Below are 16,827 nucleotides of genomic sequence, written 5' to 3'. Positions count from 1 at the left end.
CCGGGGCCATCTCGGCAGACCGCATCGACGCGGGCCCCGCACCTTAGCCCGGACCGCTGTCGTCGCGGGACAGGGTGATAAAGACCTCCTGACCCAACACAAAAGTGCCGAGCAGCGCCGCGATGACAACCATCCCCAGGTCCTGACGTCAGCCAGGTCACAGAGAGGGTAGCAGATTGCGGATATGCTCCCCAAAGGTCTTCACCACCGCAGAGCGTTCTGTGTCTGAATAATCCACAAGAACCCCAATGTGTGGCAGGCGCGGCAAGTAGCGATCAAGGATATAAAGGTCTGGCGGAACCGCCTTCTGCGTAAAGACGCAAACTGCCAATCCTGATCTTGCAATGGCGATCAAGCCACCCAAACTGTTACTTGCAAAGGATATTCTGTAGTTGATCCCAGCCCGATCCATCGCATCGCAGGCCGCCTTGTGATCCATTGTATTGGAGGCTGACAGAGCCAACGGTAAGGACTCGCCATACTCTTCCAAGGCAAGTTTGGGTTTGTTTCCAACCCAAACCAACTTTTCTTGCCGCAGGATTTCATCTGCTTCTGTCGGATGCGAGGTAGAGATCAGAGCCAGATCAATCTGGCGCTGCTGCACCAATCGGCGCAGTTCAACTGTCGGCGCGGCGACAACCGTGATATCAACCGCAGAATGAATGGCCCCGAAACTTTGCAACAAAGACGGGCCGAAGGCGATCAGATAGTCCTCCGGACACCCAAAACTGAGTGAACCATAGAGACCCTTGTTGGTAAACTCCGAGATCGCCTCGTCATGCGACTTCAGGATGCGCTCAGCATAAATCAGAAATCGCTCCCCAGCCTCGGTCGCACGAATACCGCTGCCCGACCGGTGAAACAGTTTCTGCTCCAGCACCTCTTCTAGCCGTTGGATTTGCATTGTGACGGCCGACTGAGTCCGCAGCACCTGAATGGCCGTGGCACTCAGCGATCTTGACCGCGCAGCACACACGAATGTGCGAAGCAAGCGCAGGTCCAATGTTTGCAGCATATCAGCATCCCTAATATCCCATTTGATTATTATCAATTTTACTGGATTCACCACGGGCGTCTAGTCTTTCCCATGCAGACGGGTCTCCGGACAAGAAAGGTGAAGTGATCAATGTCGGCGAACAGCAATCACGAGTTCTGGACTTCCGTTCGAACCCACCTCCTCCGTTATGGCGGAAGTTTTGATCCGGTCATAATCGAGCGGGCACAGGGCAGTTTCGTGTATGACGCTGACGGGCGCGCGATCCTTGATTTCACGTCGGGACAGATGAGCGCGCTTCTTGGGCATTCCCATCCAAGCGTGGTCGCCACAATTCAACGGCAAGCCGCTGATTCAATTCACCTTTTCAGTGGAATGCTCTCTTGGCCAGTTGTCGATTTGGCGCGTCGGTTAGCGGGAATTGCACCGGGATTGGATCGCGTGCTTCTTTTGTCGACCGGGGCGGAGTCCAACGAAGCCGCCATCCGCTTGGCCAAGCTGGTGACAGGCAAGCACGAGATCGTCGCCTTTGCGCAAGGCTGGCATGGCATGACCGGGGCTGCGGCATCGGCAACCTATAGCGCTGGACGCAAGGGTTATGGACCATCATCCGTCGGCTCTTTGGCGATACCGGCGCCAAACAGCTACCGCCCCCGCTTTAAAACTCCAGAAGGGCTCCTTGATTGGAAAGCCGAGTTGGATGATGGATTCGCGCTCATTGATGCGCAATCAACCGGAAACCTTGCTGCCTTCATTGCAGAACCAATTCTGTCCAGCGGCGGTGTGCTGGAATTGCCCGAGGGCTATCTGAGCGCCTTGCAGCAAAAGTGTCACGAGCGCGGGATGCTGCTGATCCTTGACGAGGCCCAAACTGGGCTGGGCCGCACAGGCGACATGTTTGCCTATCAGCGTGACGGAATAACACCTGATATTCTGACACTTTCCAAGACGATCGGCGCCGGTCTTCCACTTGCCGCAGTGATGACCACGGCCGAAATAGAAGACAAGGCACATGAAAAGGGCTTTCTGTTCTACACCACCCATGTTTCGGATCCATTACCGGCTGCGGTAGGCCTGACCGTCATTGATGTGGTCGAACAGGAACAACTGGTCGAACGTGCGCGCTTTATGGGCAAGCAGCTCTTCGCAGGGCTGCATGCGCTGAAACAGCGGTTTGATTGCGTCGGCGATGTGCGGGGTCGCGGCATGCTTGCCGGGCTCGAAATTGTGTCTGACCGGCAAACCCGCATCCCGGACCATGAGACAGGGGCGCGCATCGCCGCCGAAGCGTTACGTCGAGGCCTCAGCATGAACATCGTGAAACTTCCCAGCATGGGCGGTGTGTTCCGCCTCGCCCCCCCTCTCACGATTACCGAAACCGATCTCGAACAGGGGCTTGCCATAATCGCAGACGCGATAGAGGCCACCATGACGCGCGTGGTCACACCCACCGACCGAGCCAGCGGCCAGAGCATCAAGATCGGGACAGCACACACGCATGATGCCCGTGCAAAGGACCCAAGGACATGACCACCGAGATAGACCGGATGCCCAGCTCAGAAACCATGTCCAACACCACAAAAATCCGCGTTCTTGTCGCAAAACTCGGCCTTGACGGGCATGATCGAGGCGCCAAAGTGGTTGCACGCATCCTTCGCGATGCCGGAATGGAGGTCATCTATTCCGGCCTCTACAAAACTCCTGCGCAAATTCTGGACGCCGCGATTCAGGAAGATGTTGACGTGATCGGGGTCAGCCTTCTGTCCGGTTCCCATGTCCCTCTCTTTGCCGCACTCGGCAGCCTGCTACGAGACCAGCAGGCCGATCATATCCTGCTCGTCGCTGGTGGCGTGATCCCGGAACAGGACTATGGCGCGCTGATGAACAGCGGGGTGGATGTCATCGTGCCGCAAGAGGCGCGGTCTGATGTGATTGTATCCGCGATCCGAGACCTTGTAGACGCGCGCGGTAGCATATGACTTTGGTCACGCGCAACGCCACACCCAAGCGGGGCATTTACCGCCCCTCGGCTGACCTCGTGCCCAAAGTGCTGGCGGGTTCCAGACCCGATATCGCCCGGATGATTTCGCGCGCCGAAGCTGGCTATGACGAGGCGTCTGGTGCCTTGGCAGCACTCTATCGCCATGCCGGGCGCGCGCATGTGATCGGCGTCACAGGCGTGCCGGGCGGCGGAAAATCCTCACTGATCTCGGCGCTGATCCGCGCCTACTCGGGTGACAGTCACAAGGTTGCGGTGGTCGCTGTAGACCCGAGCAGCCCCTATTCCGGCGGTGCCATCCTGGGCGACAGAATCCGCATGGGTGACAGCGCCGAGGCGCAGCAGGCCTTTGTTCGGAGCATGGCCACACGCGGCCATTTAGGCGGTCTTGCACGGGCCACACTCCAAGCCGTTGATGTGCTGGATGCAGCGGGATACTCGCCCATTTTCATCGAAACTGTCGGGGTGGGCCAAGATGAGGTCGAAGTGGTCACCGCCGCTCATACGGTGGTGGTGCTGTCGCCACCCGGCCTCGGAGACGACATACAGGCCATCAAGGCCGGCGTGACGGAGATTGCTGACATTCATGTTGTCTCCAAAGGCGACAAACCCGACGCAGCCGCCACCGCCTCCGCGCTCAAGGGCATGATGTCTCTGACGCCTTTGGCCAGACCATCAGAATGGGAGACTCCGATCCTGACGCTCAGCGTCGCAACGGGGGATGGCATCCTTGACCTGAAGCAATGTCTCGACAGCCACCACGCCCACCTCGTGGCCAGCGGCGAACTCGCCCTGCGTCAAAGGTCCATTTGCCGAACGCGGATTCTCGCGACCCTCAACCATCTCCTCCGCCGAGAGTTCGACGAAAATACCACAAACCTCGCCGCGCACTTGCAGGCCGTGGCCGACCGTAGCTCGGATCCGATGACGGCAGCTCTCGCGCTTTTGGGATTGAACAGGATGGAAGCCAAACCATGACCGACGATTCCCCAGAGACAACCGAAAAGCTGCGGGCAAGCCTTGCGGAATGGGAGCAGGATGAACTCGCCGCGACGCTGAACATCCGCCCCGAGGAAAAGACCGACTACCGCACCGAATGTGGCATTCCCCTCAAACGCATCTACACGGCGGCGGATGTGGCCGATATTCCACTCGAAGACATCGGCTTTCCCGGCAAGTTTCCCTTTACGCGCGGGCCTTACCCAACGATGTACCGCGGCCGCCCCTGGACAATTCGGCAGGTCGCAGGATTTGGCAACCCCGAGTCGACCAACCAGCGCTACAAGTACATGATCGAAACAGGGCAGACGGGCCTGTCCACGGACTTTGATCTTCCAACCTTGCTCGGTCTCGACTCTGATGATCCTATGGCCTTTGGCGAAGTTGGCCGCGTTGGGGTATCAATCGACTCGATTGATGATGTTGACCGGCTGTTCGACGGGATCGACCTTGAAAAAATATCGGTCTCGCTGACGATCAATCCCTCTGCCTGGGTCATCTATGCGATGTTTGTCGCCAGTGCTGAACGTCGCGGCAATGATCTCACCAAACTCACCGGAACGCTCCAGGCCGATCCGCTCAAGGAGTATGTCGCGCAAAAGGAATGGATCTATCCAGTCCGGCCAGCGGTTCGCCTGCTGCGTGACCTGATCATGTACAGCACGAAAACGACCCCGAAAATCAACCCAATAAGCCTCAGCGGCTATCACCTTTCGGACGTCGGCGGGAATGCCATTCAGGAAATCGCGTTTACCATGGCCTTTACCATCGCCTATTGTGAAGAGGTGATCGCTGCGGGCATGGACATTGACGACTTTGCGCCACGTCTGTCGTTCTTCTTCATCAGTCATCAGGATTTCTTCGAGCAGATTTGCAAATTCCGCGCGGCCCGGCGGGTCTTCGCCAAGATCATGGCCGAAAGATTCAGCGCGAAAAAAGCAGAATCCATGCGGTTGCGTGTCCATGTCCAGACCGCAGCGATGAGCCTGACAAAGATGGAGCACCAGAACAACCTGATGCGAACAGCGTTTCAGGCACTTGGCGCTGTGCTGGGCGGCTGTCAAAGCATGCATACCAACGGCCTTGACGAGGCCTTCGCCATTCCCACCGAAGAGGCGATGAAGCTCGCAATCAGGACACAGCAGATCATTCGCGACGAGATCAACGTAACGTCCGTCGTTGATCCCCTTGGCGGCTCTTACTTCGTCGAAAGCCTGACAAGCGAGATGGAGCGGGAAATCTGGAAGGTTCTGGACGAGGTGGATCGTCTTGGTGGGGCTGTAAAACTGGTCGAAGAAGGCTGGTTCCAACAGAAACTTGCGGATTCTGCCTATCAGACATTCAAGCTCATTGATCGAGGCGAGAAAATTTCGGTTGGGGTGAACCGCCATGTGGATGCAAATAGCGCGCCAGCAGCAGTCGAAATTCATCCCTACGACGAGAATTGCACCACCCTTCAGGTCAGCCGTCTGAAGGAGCTTCGCGAAAACCGAGACAACAGCCTGGTCAATGACCTTCTGAGCGCCCTCAAACAACAGGCCCGGACAGAGCAAACCAACCTGCTGCCCAAAACGATCGAATTGGTCAAAGCACGCGCCACGCTGGGCGAAATCTGCGGCGCCTTGCGCGAGGTTTGGGGGGCTTATGATGAACCCAATATTGTCTGAGGAGTCCGAGATGCCTGAACCCGTCCTGACACACAGTGATGGCCCCATACGCTGGATCAGGCTGAATCGTCCCGAAAGATTGAATGCAATGAACGCGCCATTGGTCGATGGGCTTGTTCGCGCGCTCGACTCCGCCAATGCCGACCCGTCTGTCAGGGTCATCATCCTGCATGGAGAGGGCCGCGCGTTCTGCTCCGGCGATGATCTTAAGGATCTTGATGCGCAGACCGCCTCGGACGCCGCAACGGCGGCCTGGGTTGAAACCATCCAACGCGTCACCTTGCAGATCATGGACTCCGACAAAATCGTTATCGCTGCCGTCCATGGCTGGTGCGTGGGCGGCGCGCTCGAATGGGTGATCAATTGCGATTTCCGGCTGTTTGCTGCAACCACCCGGTGGTTCTTTCCAGAAGTGTCGTATGGGCTTTTCGTCACAGGGGGCGTTACGGCATTGCTGACGAAACAGATCGGCCCCCAAAAAACCAAGGAACTTATGATACTCGGGGCGCGTCAGGATGCTCAGATGGCACTCGATCTTGGCATCGCATGGAAGCTGGTGCCCGAAGACTCCCTTTTGAACGAAGCACGCCAACTGGCATCAGCGATCATCGAAAAGCCGGCAGTCGCAGTCGCGGACATCAAGCGCGCGATCAATCAAGGGTTTCATTCGACCCTCAAGGACGCAATGGAGATCGAGACCGAGGCGACCGTTCGCGGCTTTCTGTCACCCGCGTCGCAGGCCTTGGTGAGGGAATTCTGATGAGCGTCGACACTTCGGTTCAGGGCGTGACCTGTGACCCGGCGTCAGCGATGGTATCCATGACGGATCGCGTCTTGTCGCTCATTCTCCGTCGACAGGCGGAACAATTGGGCGATATGCCATTCCTCGAAATCTGCGGGCGCCCGGTTACATTCGTCGAAATGGACCGGATCACCGACCAGCTTGCCAACGGCCTTCGGCACCTCGGGGTCAAACACTCGGATCGCATCGCTCTTTTGCTTCCCAATTGCCTCGAATTTGTCACGCTATGGTTTGCGGCGTCCAAGCTCGGCGCGATTGAGGTGCCCAGCAATCCGGGGCTGCGCGGTGATCTCCTGATCCACAATTTGCAGAGCAGCCGTGCCGAAGTGTTGGCTGCGGATGGTGCGACCCTCCAAGAGATTGCCGCCGTTCAACAGCATCTTCCTCTGATCCACACCCTCATTCTGGTTGACGCAACGCCAGCGTCAGCGCGTGCGGCCGGAGTGCTCATCGACCGGATCATTCCCTATGAAGAGTGCCTGTCTTCACAAACTGCCTTTGATCGTCCGGCTGTGCGGTATTCTGATCCAATGGCGATCTTGTACACCTCCGGGACGACGGGTCCGGCAAAGGGCGTGGTGATGTCGCATCATCAATGTTTTGCTTGGACCGAGGCGATGGCCCGCAATCTTGGCTATACGTCGTCCGACAGCTATTTTTCCGCACTGCCCCTGTTTCACACGGACGCGCAGATGTTCGGCGTCTACATGCCGCTCGTTTTTGGAACAAAGTCCACGATCGTTGATCGGTTCAGCGCCTCCCGGTTCTGGGAACAAGTGCGGGCCAGTGGCGCGACCGCATCCAACATGCTGGGTGCCATGGCGGTGATCTTGATGCGAGCACCGCCCGCCGCGAATGAGACCGAAAACCCTCTGCGCGTTTGCCAGTGCATCCCCCTCGTGCCAGACAAGCCAGCCTTTGAGAGCCGCTTTGGCCTGAAAGTTGTCACTGGCTACGGGCAAACGGAAACCAGCTTTGTCACACTGGACAGCGTTGATCAGACCCGTGAGAATTCCTGTGGGCGCGCGCACCCCGATTGGGAGGTCGCGGTGGTTGACGAACATGATCGACCAGTTCTTGCAGGTGTGATTGGTGAGATCGTCGCCCGTCCCAAGAAAAGCTGGTGCATGTTCTCCGGCTATGACGGCTTTGAGGCAAAGACGATCCAAACGCTCCAAAACCTATGGTATCACTCGGGAGATGCGGGTTGTCTCGACGCGGAGGGCTGGCTTTATTTCAAACACCGCATCAACGAGGCGATCCGGCGCAGAGGTGAGAATGTATCGGCCTATGAAGTCGAGAGCATCGCCGAGGGCCACCCAGATATCGTCGAAAGCGCTGCATTCGGCGTGCCGTCGGACTTGACCGAAGAAGATATCATGGTGGTCGCGTTGCGGCGTCCCGGTTCGGGTCTCAAACCAGAGATGCTGCGCGACTATTTTCTCGAGAATGCGCCACGTCACTTGGTGCCGCGATACATCGAAATCACCGACGATCTCCTCCCAAGAACGCCGACCGAGAAAACCTCTCGGGCAGCATTGAAACAGCGCGGTGTCGGGATGCAGACCTTCGATACGTCAGAACGCTGATGCAACCACACGGGGCCGCCTCGCGGACCGAGAAGGGGATAAAGCCCGCCACGCTAACCCACGCCTGCCGCCTACTCCGCCCTCAATCCTGTGATCTGCGCGTCATCAATCGGATGTAATTAAGCAGATTCCCGAGTGATCCATCTCGTAAAATCCATCATGGCTGGCGTCGACGGTCGTTCAGCCGGCCAAGTCAAAAAATAGCGTCCTGCCGATACCGTCGTTGCAAATGGCTGAACCAGCTGTCCTTCGGCCAGTCGTCGCGCAAACATCTCGACCGGCAACAGCGCCACACCCGCGCCAGCGGATGCAACGTCAGCCAGAGCGATTGACGAGTCAAAGATTGGGCCCGTAAGCGCTGGACAAGACGCGCCCGCCGCCGAAAACCATCGCGACCACTCGTCACTTCGATAACTTCGAAGCAGGACTTGCCGACTCAAACAATCCGGGTGGCTCAGAGTTTCCGCGACGGATGGCGCACAGAGCGGTGTCAGCGGCGCCTCCAAAACCAGTTCGGCATTGTGTCCTGTCCAAGTTCCGGCACCGTAACGTATGGCCATATCGAGGCCTTCTCGCAGTATCTCAACCCTGTTGTTATTGGTCGAGATGCGGAGATCAATCGTCGGATGGCTACGTCGAAACTCTGACAGCCTTGGCAAAAGCCATCCAACAGCAAAGGTCGTGACGACACCGACTTTGAGCGTCTCGATGTCGCGGTGCCCGGTAATTCGGTCCAACGCACGCGCGATAGCGTCCAGACCATGCTCCAAAACCGGATACAAATCCCGCCCTTCGTCGGTTGGAACCAAACCGCCGGAGGTGCGCAGAAACAGTTTGGCCCCAAGCCGGTCTTCTAGGCGCGCGATCTGATGGCTGACTGCCGCCTGAGTGACCCGCAATTCGATTGCCGCGCGTGTGAAACTGCCCTGCCTCAACGCGACCTCAAAGGCGCGCAGCCCGTTCAATGGTATATCCGGACGATCCATTGCCATTACTCCAGCTAATGACATGGGTTATACTTTGTCGTTTGAGGTCCGTAAATCGTAAGGCTATGCGTTCTCCATGACATCAGGTGATATCTGTGATCACGTCGCGGCCAGATCCAACGTCTTCGGCTAACACCCTCACCCGAGGGTCAGGCAAACACATATGGTCTGGTACAACCAAGGATATGCGCATGCTTCTCCCACGTATTTCCATGCCGTTTCTGGCGGTCGGCTTGGCCTGTGGCCTTCTCGCTTCGTCGTCAGCCGTCGCACAAGACGCCGAATACCGCCTTGCCCAGACAATCGCACAAATTGAACACTCTCTTGACGCGCGCGTCGGGCTCCATATCCACGACAGCGCAACAGGCTGGTCTGTCAGCCATCGACCGAACGAGCGGTTTCTCATGGCCAGCACGTTCAAAGCCATGCTTTGTGGCGCGGTTTTGAGCAGGGTCGACAAGGGCACGCTCGATCTTGATGAGCAGCTTGAGATCACAGACCAGGATATCCTTGAATACGCGCCAATAACGGAAAGCGAGATTGGCAAAACCATGAGTCTAGGGGAGCTTTGCTTTGCGGCGCTTGATATGAGCGACAACACGGCAACAAACCTTCTGATTGACCGCCTTGGCGGACCTCACAAGGTTACGGCATTCCTACGCGCTATCGGTGACCCGGTCAGCAGGCTTGATCGACGCGAGCCGGACCTGAACACGTTCACGCCCGGCGACGCTCGCGACACGACGACACCGGCTGCAATGGCGTCAACGCTGGAAACCATGCTGACAGGCGATGCTCTTTCCCCGCAATCCCGCGCACAGCTTATCAAATGGATGAGCGCTGGGGGTGTCACAGGCGCCTTGATCCGGGCAAGCACCCCAAAAGGCTGGCAGGTCGCGGATAAATCAGGCAGTAGCGCCTATAGCCGGAATATAGTCGCGATGGTGACGCCGCCGGATCAGCCCCCCTATGTCATCACGGTATTTCTGTCGGATGCCGATGCTGATTTCGCAACACGCAACGCCGCTGTCATCACATTGTCAAAGGCTGTGATGGATGTGGTCACAAGCCGCCAAACGAAACGCGGGACCATGCGCAACCTTGACCGCGCATACCCCAAAGCAGCGCCAGAGCGCGGCCTCATGGCTCCCAAGTGTAGAGTGGCGATAGACGACCCGACCGCCGCCGCAGAATAGACATGCTGTTCTGCATCTTCTTATGCGGCTCCAAAAGGTTGATAAGCTCAAATTCGCCACTTGCCCGCTGACGATTGATCAAGACCTCGGTGAAAACCCGCAGCTCGGCATTCGTCAGGGTCGAGTGATAGGCGATCAGACCGCCATTCGGATTGATCAGCGGCCAATACTCGAGCGTGAAGTCGACATACGCCTCCAATCCTCCGCAGTCGAACCACACCAGATCCAGGGGCAGCATGTCGTCTGACAGCTTTGCGGCATAGCCTTCAAAGACATCGTGACGCAGGTCTAGATAGGGCGCGAGACCCAGATCGTCGACAACACGCAAAAGCCGTTCAACCTTGTTCTGACCGTGGGATTGATCATCCAATGTCATCAGTCGCGGCGCATAGGGGCGATCATACCAAGACGTCTTGCCGTAGATGTTGCGGTCAGAACTGCGATCTTCATGGTCATCCGCCGCAGTGTCAGCGAGCGCTTGCAAGAGGTAAAGCGTGCTGAGCCCCGCTCCAACCTCAAATATCCGACGCGGTCTGACAAATCGTGCCAGCGCGTAGAGCAACGGCGCGGCATTTTCAGTGCCAAATGTGCCATCCAGCGCCTGAGCCGCAGATCGGAACCCATTTGCCATCATCGCAACATCCTCGCAAGCGCGCCTGCAATTGAGCTGATCCGCACGCCTTCATTGACCAGAACCCGACGGCCATCGGCCGCCGTATGTTCGAACGCGGCATGATGCAGGGCCGCAAGCTGCCATTGATCGTTCAGCACAGGGGCCCCAGAGGCACCCGCGGATGTGTCGCTGGTATAGTGAATCCAGTCATCAAAGACATCGACCACGACGTTGTCGCGCAGACTTATGGTCTGAGCCTCTCCGTCACCATGCTGGATCACGTTCAGGGCTTCGCCGATCAGAGCCTTGCCTGTGTCTGGCAAGATGTCGATAGAGCCGAAAACCCGGTGTGCTGCTTCGGCAGCGTTGGGTTCAAAGGCAACCAATGTGAAATCGAGCATCACGTCCGTCAGGAACAATGTTCCCGGATCCAATGCCAAAACAACGCGGGAGTTCTGGCGCGCGGACTCGTTCGACCAATACCCGAATTCGACCTGTCCGCGCGCTGCGGCGGTCCAGTCCGGCAACACGTGATTGTTGGTCAGGATCAACCCCGGCGCAACCGCAAATCCGCTGCCCAGGGATGGCTGTCCCGAGTCTGTTAGCGTTGCAACACGGCAAACTGCATCGGCGGTGCGCGCGCCATCCACCAAAAAGCTGCGCGGCAATCGGTCATCACGCCCCACCACCGCTTCAAGGATGCGTCGCCCGTCCTGCAAATCGGACGCGGACAGCGCAGGGCGGGCCTCTGCCAAGAGTCGAGCACGTTCCTGCTGCCGTGCCATTGGCTCAATCGAATTGGGGTCTACACTCTTGCCCGAGAGCAAGTCGGACAAAGAGCCCAACCGTTGTTGCCGCACGGCAGCGCGCCGTTGAAACCGACCCGCACAGGCGGTTCGCTGAAGGTCCTTCAACATAAGAGGCGCAGCCCTTCTGGCAGACGTGTCGTGCCATTTGCCCAGAAATCAGCATTGAAATTCGGTCGGATTCCCTCTGCAAAGGCAAGCGTCGCCGAAACCGATCCGCCAAGAGAATACGTGCCGTGCCAGGTTCCCCAAGGCAGCATCAGCCAATCACCAGGTTGAAGATTAACGAAACTCATCTGTTCAGGCAGGGCGATCCGTTGACCAAGATGAAATGCTTCGCCGGCTTGCTCATCCGCCACGACATTGCAGAGCGGCTCCGCCACTGCTGGCCCCGGCCCCACTTGCCAAAGTTTGCTTCCCGCCAGCTGAACCACGACACTCCAGCGGGTGTCGAAATGCATTGGCGCCGTTGACACCGATCACAATCTCAGGCCGGTCATTGGTGCCGAACAGCGTGATAACGACCGTATTGTTTACGGTCGTGTCGCCATCATCCGCGGTCACGGTAAACCGCAACGTGATGTTGTCCGTCGCCCCAAGATAATCGAACGTCTCTGCGTCGCTGTCAAAGCTCCAGGTGATCTGGGTACTTGCATTGCCAGCACCCGTCTCAAGCGGGGAACCTGCGCTGATGGTCATCATGCTCTGAAGCGCCGCGTCATCCGCTGCAAAGTTGCCCAATGTGCCCGATGCCGAAACCGCGGTCACTGTTACCGAAACCGTATCATTCGCATCCACATCCGATACGGTCAGCGTGCCGTTGGCTGTCAGGTTTGCAGCATCGGATTCCACAAGGATGCCAGACGCTGAATCGTCACCCAACGGACCCGCCAAATCGCCCCCGAAGATGTCAATTGAAGGCGCATCATTGGTGCCGGTCACAGTAACGGTGACAGTGTCCTCGGAATAGCCACCCAGCCCATCGGCCACGCGCACAGTGAACGTATCCGTGACCGTAACACCGGCGGCGAGCGCCTGTGTGTCCTCGTCCCGATCGTCCAACTGGTAGAACCACTCACCAGCGCTGGTCAGAACCAGGAAACCATAGGTGCCAGCCGCCTCTGCGACGAACCCGTTCGCAACCGAATGCTCGATCGGCTCGCCGTTCACTCCGGTGATCGACCAGATCACCTGATCGGTCCCTCCGGTGTCCACATCCGACGTCGAGAAGCTGCCCGAGGCGTCGGGATCGCCCGAGGGGATTGGCCCCTCGAGCCCATCCACTGCATCCGCACTTATGCCTCGCTCTGTGACCGAGGTATCGGCCCCGCCATTCGCAACGATCACCGGCGCGTCATTGGTGCCGTTGATGGTGATCACCACGTCTTGTGTGGTCGTTGCACCCTGAGCGTCGGTCACTGTGACCGTGAAGGTTTCCAAGACGGAGTCCGAGTCGTGCAGCGACTGAACCGCTTCGGCCTCGTTATCCAGTGTGAATGTCCAGTTGCCAGTCGCGTCAATCGCAAAGCTGCCGTAAACCCCTTCAATTGTGAGGGAATCTGTCTGCGCTTGGCCAGCCAAGGTATCCGCTCCAGCGCTCCAGATCAGATCAACCGGTGCATCCTCGGCATCCACATCATCGGCACTCAACGTACCAGTGGCGGTGGTCGGCGGCGTGTTGATGGCGGCGTTTTGCCCATCAACGCCCTCTTCTTCGACCGTACCCACCTCCTGACCTTCGACAAAGCTGATGACCGGCGCGTCATTGGCACCCGTGATATTGACGGTCAGCGAGGCGCTTGCCTCATTGCCCGCACCGCCACCGTTGTTGGCGATGGTATAGTCAAAGACCTCTGTGACACCTTCACCGTCATTCAGCGCCTGGGTTGCGTCCAGCGTGTCGTCCAGCACATAGCGATAGCTGCCATCGGCACTGACAAAGAGCGTGCCATAGGTGCCTGCGATCTCGGTTTCACCCTCAACGCCAACCTCGACGCTGGTTTCGCCAAAGGCAATCTCGCTCACAACCAAGGCTGCGGCCTCGCCATCATCGGCATCGGTCCAGTTGCCATCCGCCGACAGATTGCCTGTGGCTTGCGCTGTGCCCTCGGCGCCATTCTCGACGCCACCGGCTTCGACCACTGTGGTCCCGGCGGTGCTGCTGGCGCCGATCTGCGGTACGTCATTTGTGCCGGTAATGGTGATGGTCACGACCTGCGCATCGGTCACGTTCTCGGTTCCGGAATCATCCGTCGCCGTCAGCGTATATTCCAGAACCAGCGTTTCGCCCGCAGGCAGGAAATCAAACGACGAGCTTTCGCTCGACCCGGCGGCGAATTGCCATGTAAAGGACGAGGCAGCGGATTGATCTGCCGTCATCGGCCCGGTAGCGGCACCAAATTCACCACCCTGAGCAGCCACTTGCATCATCGCAAGCAAGGCTGAATTGTCCAGCGGGCTTTGCCCCTCGAACGTCCCCGAAACCGCAACCGTACTCACAGCAACCGAAACCTGATCGGTGGTGTCGCTATCGGCCACGGTCAACGTGCCCGTTGCGCTCAGCGATTGGTCACTGCTGCCGTCATCGACGACTTCAGTCAGATCCGCCGAAACGGCCGCACCGGAAATCACCGGCGCATCATTGCTGCCTTCGATCGTCACCACGATCCGCTGAACAAAGCTCAGGCCGCCAACGGTTTCGGTCGTCGTCACATCATAGACCTGCGTGATGCTCTCGCCATCGGCCAGCGCATCGACAATCGCCATCTGGGCTGCGAGAACCGTCGGATTGGTGATCGGTGCGCCGATGTTAAAGGTCCATTGCACCGTGCCATTGCCATCACCCTGAATTGGATCAGAGAACCCCGCCTGGAACACACCAAGGAAGCCGCCGTTGGTGCTGGAAATATTGGACACCGTGACCGAGTGGCCATCAGCCACATCGTCGTCATGCACACCAAAGGTGCCGGTGATGCCCAAGGGCGCGGCATTCTCGCCAAGCACCCCGTCATCGCGCTCATTGACCGTGCCGGTCAGATCGTTCTCACCCGGCACCAGTTCCGGCGCATCGTTGAGATTGGTCAGCGTGATCGACAGGACCGACGCGGTTGCATTGCCCGCGTCATCCGTGCCGGTCACGGAAATGTCAAAGCTCTGGCCGTTCTCTTCGAAGTCAAAGAATCCGCGCGCGGCTTCGGTGTCGATGATCTGGAGCAGGTATCCGGTACCGCCATCGCTGACGATCTCGACATGCGCATTGACCGCCGCTTCACCTGTCACGGTATAGGTCGTGCCATCAACACCCGACAGCGAGGCCAGAACAATTGGCGTGCCAGTTGTCGCGGCAGCCTGATCGGCGATTTCGGCAATCGTGACGGACTCGGTCTCAGAGGCTGTGCTCTCGGTGTCAATCGCGGTGCCGGTGGACACCTCGGATACGGCAGAGATCACATTGCCCGCCACGTCCTGCGCGCCCGAGACATCCACTGTGATCGCGGCCAGATCAACGTTCTGATCCTCAACCGTGTAGGTGATCGTCAGGCTCAGGCCATCACTCGACCACACACGCCCGGTCTCACTAAAGCTGCTGGCCGACGCCACATCCAGCGCAACAGTCGGATCAACAGCCGTATCCATCGCTTCGTTGAACGCAATCGTCAGCGTGACAGAGCCGCCCACGTCACCGTCAATCACAGCGCCATCAACACCGGTCCCCCCCGCAAGGGTCACGGACGCAATCACAGGCGCGTTGACGTCCAGATCAAAGCCGTTCGACTGAACCTGCGCCGTATTGCCCGCCTCATCCGTCACATCAAGCGTGACCGAGAGCGTGCCATCGTTCAGCGCAGCCATTTGCAAAGGGCTGAGTGTGATTGGGCTGGATGTCCCATTGCTCACAGTCTCAATAACAACCGAGCCGCCACCAGTGGATGCAATCGTCAACGTCCCTGACGCATCGGCATCAATGCCGCTGAAAGACACCTGGATCAGCTCTCCGGAATTGAATGTCGTGTCGCTGCCCGCGCCCGCAAAGGCAACAGACAGGTTTGCATCCGCATCTGCGTTAGTGTCGAGGCCAATTGTATCGCTCGTGGTTGCAACGTTGTTGGACGCATCCGTCACCGTCACCGTTGCCGTCAGCGTGCCGTCCGTCAAAGTGGCGAGTTGCGCCGCGGAAAGGGTCGCAGTGGCGCCGCCGTCGGCAATCGTGCCAAGGGTTGCGGTCACTATGGTAGTGCCATCCGATACGGTCACCACAACCGACGCCTGATCGGCGTCAATACCAGTCACGGTCAGCGTCTGATCGCCTGCGGCATCGTTCGCGTTCAGAACGGCATCGCCATGATCAAAGGCAACTGACAACGGGGTGGCATCCTCATCCGCGGAAATGTCCGTGGCAAGCTCACCGTTCGCAAAGGTGCCGGGAGTCACTACCAGTCCGCTGGAATCGCCAATCTGGGTGAAGCCGATTGCAGAGGGCGGTTGGGCGGAAAGGAAAACGCTCTGACCGCCAGCATTGTCCCAGAAGAGAACCTCGACATTGTGGTCCCCAGCCGTGAGCTCATAGGTAGATGTGGTGGACCAGGCAGGGTTGATGTCAGTTCCAGAGAAGCGCTGTGCGACAATCACACCGTCTATGAAAAGGACAAACCCATCATCTGCGTTGTGCTCAAACGTCCATATACCTGCTTCAGTGAAATTCACGACGCCTTTGAAACGCACCGCAAAACCATCCTCTGAACCGCCAGACAAGCCAATCTCGACCAAGCTGACGACCACGGACGTGTCTGTAAACACGGTGCCGTTCAGCAGATCAACTGCAAGCTCGTTCGTATTGATGGTGCCGGTGGAGTCTGCATATTCAACATTGAAAGCCATTTAGGATGCTCCTGCTCTATTTTTTGGTGCCGCGCTCTGCGGCGTTATGTGTGTTTACACAAGCGGTGGGTGATGCCCCGCTTGCGCCATGAAATTAGGATCTGAGAGGGTCGCGACCCGCGTGCGCGCCCATGGGAACGCGTGGCAATTGACTGAAAGAAAACAAAAAATCGTCAACAGTGGCCATTTGAAACTCTCCTGATCGGTCAGTAGGGGAATGACCCGGCGGCACCGTGATGGAGGGCCGGGATCAACGTGATGGAACAACAAGGGATGCGGGGTTGGCTGTGTCCGGACT

General features: G+C 58.1%; 13 protein-coding genes. 7 read left to right on the top strand and 6 right to left on the bottom strand.

Annotated elements, in window-relative coordinates; all coding sequences use genetic code 11:
* Window positions 1-157: 157 nt before the first annotated feature.
* On the bottom strand, window positions 158-1,066 hold the full coding sequence (locus ACSSVY_RS07485) for a LysR family transcriptional regulator (RefSeq protein WP_454268781.1): 909 nt from the start codon (window positions 1,064-1,066) through the stop codon (window positions 158-160).
* Window positions 1,067-1,126: 60 nt separating this feature from the next.
* Here ACSSVY_RS07485 and ACSSVY_RS07480 point away from each other — a divergent pair, with 60 nt between their 5' ends.
* The 6 genes from ACSSVY_RS07480 to ACSSVY_RS07455 are packed head-to-tail and all read left to right on the top strand — an operon-like array spanning window position 1,127 to window position 8,050.
* Window positions 1,127-2,524, top strand: a complete 1,398-nt coding sequence (locus ACSSVY_RS07480) for an aspartate aminotransferase family protein (RefSeq protein WP_454268780.1) — start codon at window positions 1,127-1,129, stop codon at window positions 2,522-2,524.
* Window positions 2,521-2,973 (top strand): cobalamin B12-binding domain-containing protein, encoded by a 453-nt coding sequence (locus ACSSVY_RS07475; protein WP_454268779.1) that lies wholly within the window; start codon window positions 2,521-2,523, stop codon window positions 2,971-2,973. Before ACSSVY_RS07480 ends, ACSSVY_RS07475 begins: the two co-directional genes overlap by 4 nt.
* Window positions 2,970-3,971 carry a methylmalonyl Co-A mutase-associated GTPase MeaB gene (meaB, locus tag ACSSVY_RS07470; protein ID WP_454268778.1) on the top strand — a complete coding sequence of 334 codons (1,002 nt, stop codon included), beginning with the start codon at window positions 2,970-2,972 and terminating at the stop codon, window positions 3,969-3,971. Before ACSSVY_RS07475 ends, meaB begins: the two co-directional genes overlap by 4 nt.
* Window positions 3,968-5,659 carry a methylmalonyl-CoA mutase family protein gene (locus tag ACSSVY_RS07465; protein ID WP_454268777.1) on the top strand — a complete coding sequence of 564 codons (1,692 nt, stop codon included), beginning with the start codon at window positions 3,968-3,970 and terminating at the stop codon, window positions 5,657-5,659. Before meaB ends, ACSSVY_RS07465 begins: the two co-directional genes overlap by 4 nt.
* Window positions 5,637-6,419 (top strand): enoyl-CoA hydratase/isomerase family protein, encoded by a 783-nt coding sequence (locus tag ACSSVY_RS07460; protein ID WP_454268776.1) that lies wholly within the window; start codon window positions 5,637-5,639, stop codon window positions 6,417-6,419. Before ACSSVY_RS07465 ends, ACSSVY_RS07460 begins: the two co-directional genes overlap by 23 nt.
* Window positions 6,419-8,050, top strand: coding sequence for an AMP-binding protein (locus ACSSVY_RS07455; RefSeq protein WP_454268775.1), 1,632 nt, complete (start codon window positions 6,419-6,421; stop codon window positions 8,048-8,050). The genes ACSSVY_RS07460 and ACSSVY_RS07455 overlap by 1 nt, the downstream gene beginning before the upstream one ends.
* Window positions 8,051-8,169: 119 nt before the next feature.
* Here ACSSVY_RS07455 and ACSSVY_RS07450 read toward each other — a convergent pair whose 3' ends face one another.
* On the bottom strand, window positions 8,170-9,036 hold the full coding sequence (locus ACSSVY_RS07450; RefSeq protein WP_454268774.1) for a LysR family transcriptional regulator: 867 nt from the start codon (window positions 9,034-9,036) through the stop codon (window positions 8,170-8,172).
* Between the two features lie 191 nt (window positions 9,037-9,227).
* Between ACSSVY_RS07450 and bla the strand changes: the two genes are divergently transcribed.
* A complete protein-coding gene (gene bla / locus ACSSVY_RS07445; protein WP_454268773.1) occupies window positions 9,228-10,232 on the top strand; it encodes a class A beta-lactamase in 1,005 nt (334 codons plus the stop codon).
* On the opposite strand, the gene ACSSVY_RS07440 is transcribed toward bla, so the two are convergent.
* Genes ACSSVY_RS07440 through ACSSVY_RS07425 form a run of 4 tightly spaced genes read right to left on the bottom strand, consistent with a single transcriptional unit; the run spans window position 10,177 to window position 16,529 of the window.
* Window positions 10,177-10,866, bottom strand: a complete 690-nt coding sequence (locus tag ACSSVY_RS07440) for a hypothetical protein (protein WP_454268772.1) — start codon at window positions 10,864-10,866, stop codon at window positions 10,177-10,179. The genes bla and ACSSVY_RS07440 overlap by 56 nt on opposite strands.
* Window positions 10,863-11,762: a trypsin-like serine peptidase gene (locus ACSSVY_RS07435; protein ID WP_454268771.1), complete on the bottom strand. Its 900-nt coding sequence runs from the start codon at window positions 11,760-11,762 to the stop codon at window positions 10,863-10,865. Before ACSSVY_RS07435 ends, ACSSVY_RS07440 begins: the two co-directional genes overlap by 4 nt.
* A complete protein-coding gene (locus ACSSVY_RS07430; RefSeq protein ID WP_454268770.1) occupies window positions 11,756-12,112 on the bottom strand; it encodes a JmjC domain-containing protein in 357 nt (118 codons plus the stop codon). Before ACSSVY_RS07430 ends, ACSSVY_RS07435 begins: the two co-directional genes overlap by 7 nt.
* Complete coding sequence (locus tag ACSSVY_RS07425; protein ID WP_454268769.1) at window positions 12,000-16,529, bottom strand: beta strand repeat-containing protein; 4,530 nt, start codon at window positions 16,527-16,529, stop codon at window positions 12,000-12,002. Before ACSSVY_RS07425 ends, ACSSVY_RS07430 begins: the two co-directional genes overlap by 113 nt.
* Window positions 16,530-16,827: the final 298 nt, after the last annotated feature.

This window comes from Roseovarius sp. MBR-51 (assembly GCF_053628575.1).
Note: the sequence above shows the minus strand (reverse complement) of the source record. Positions and strands in the feature narration are given on the sequence as shown.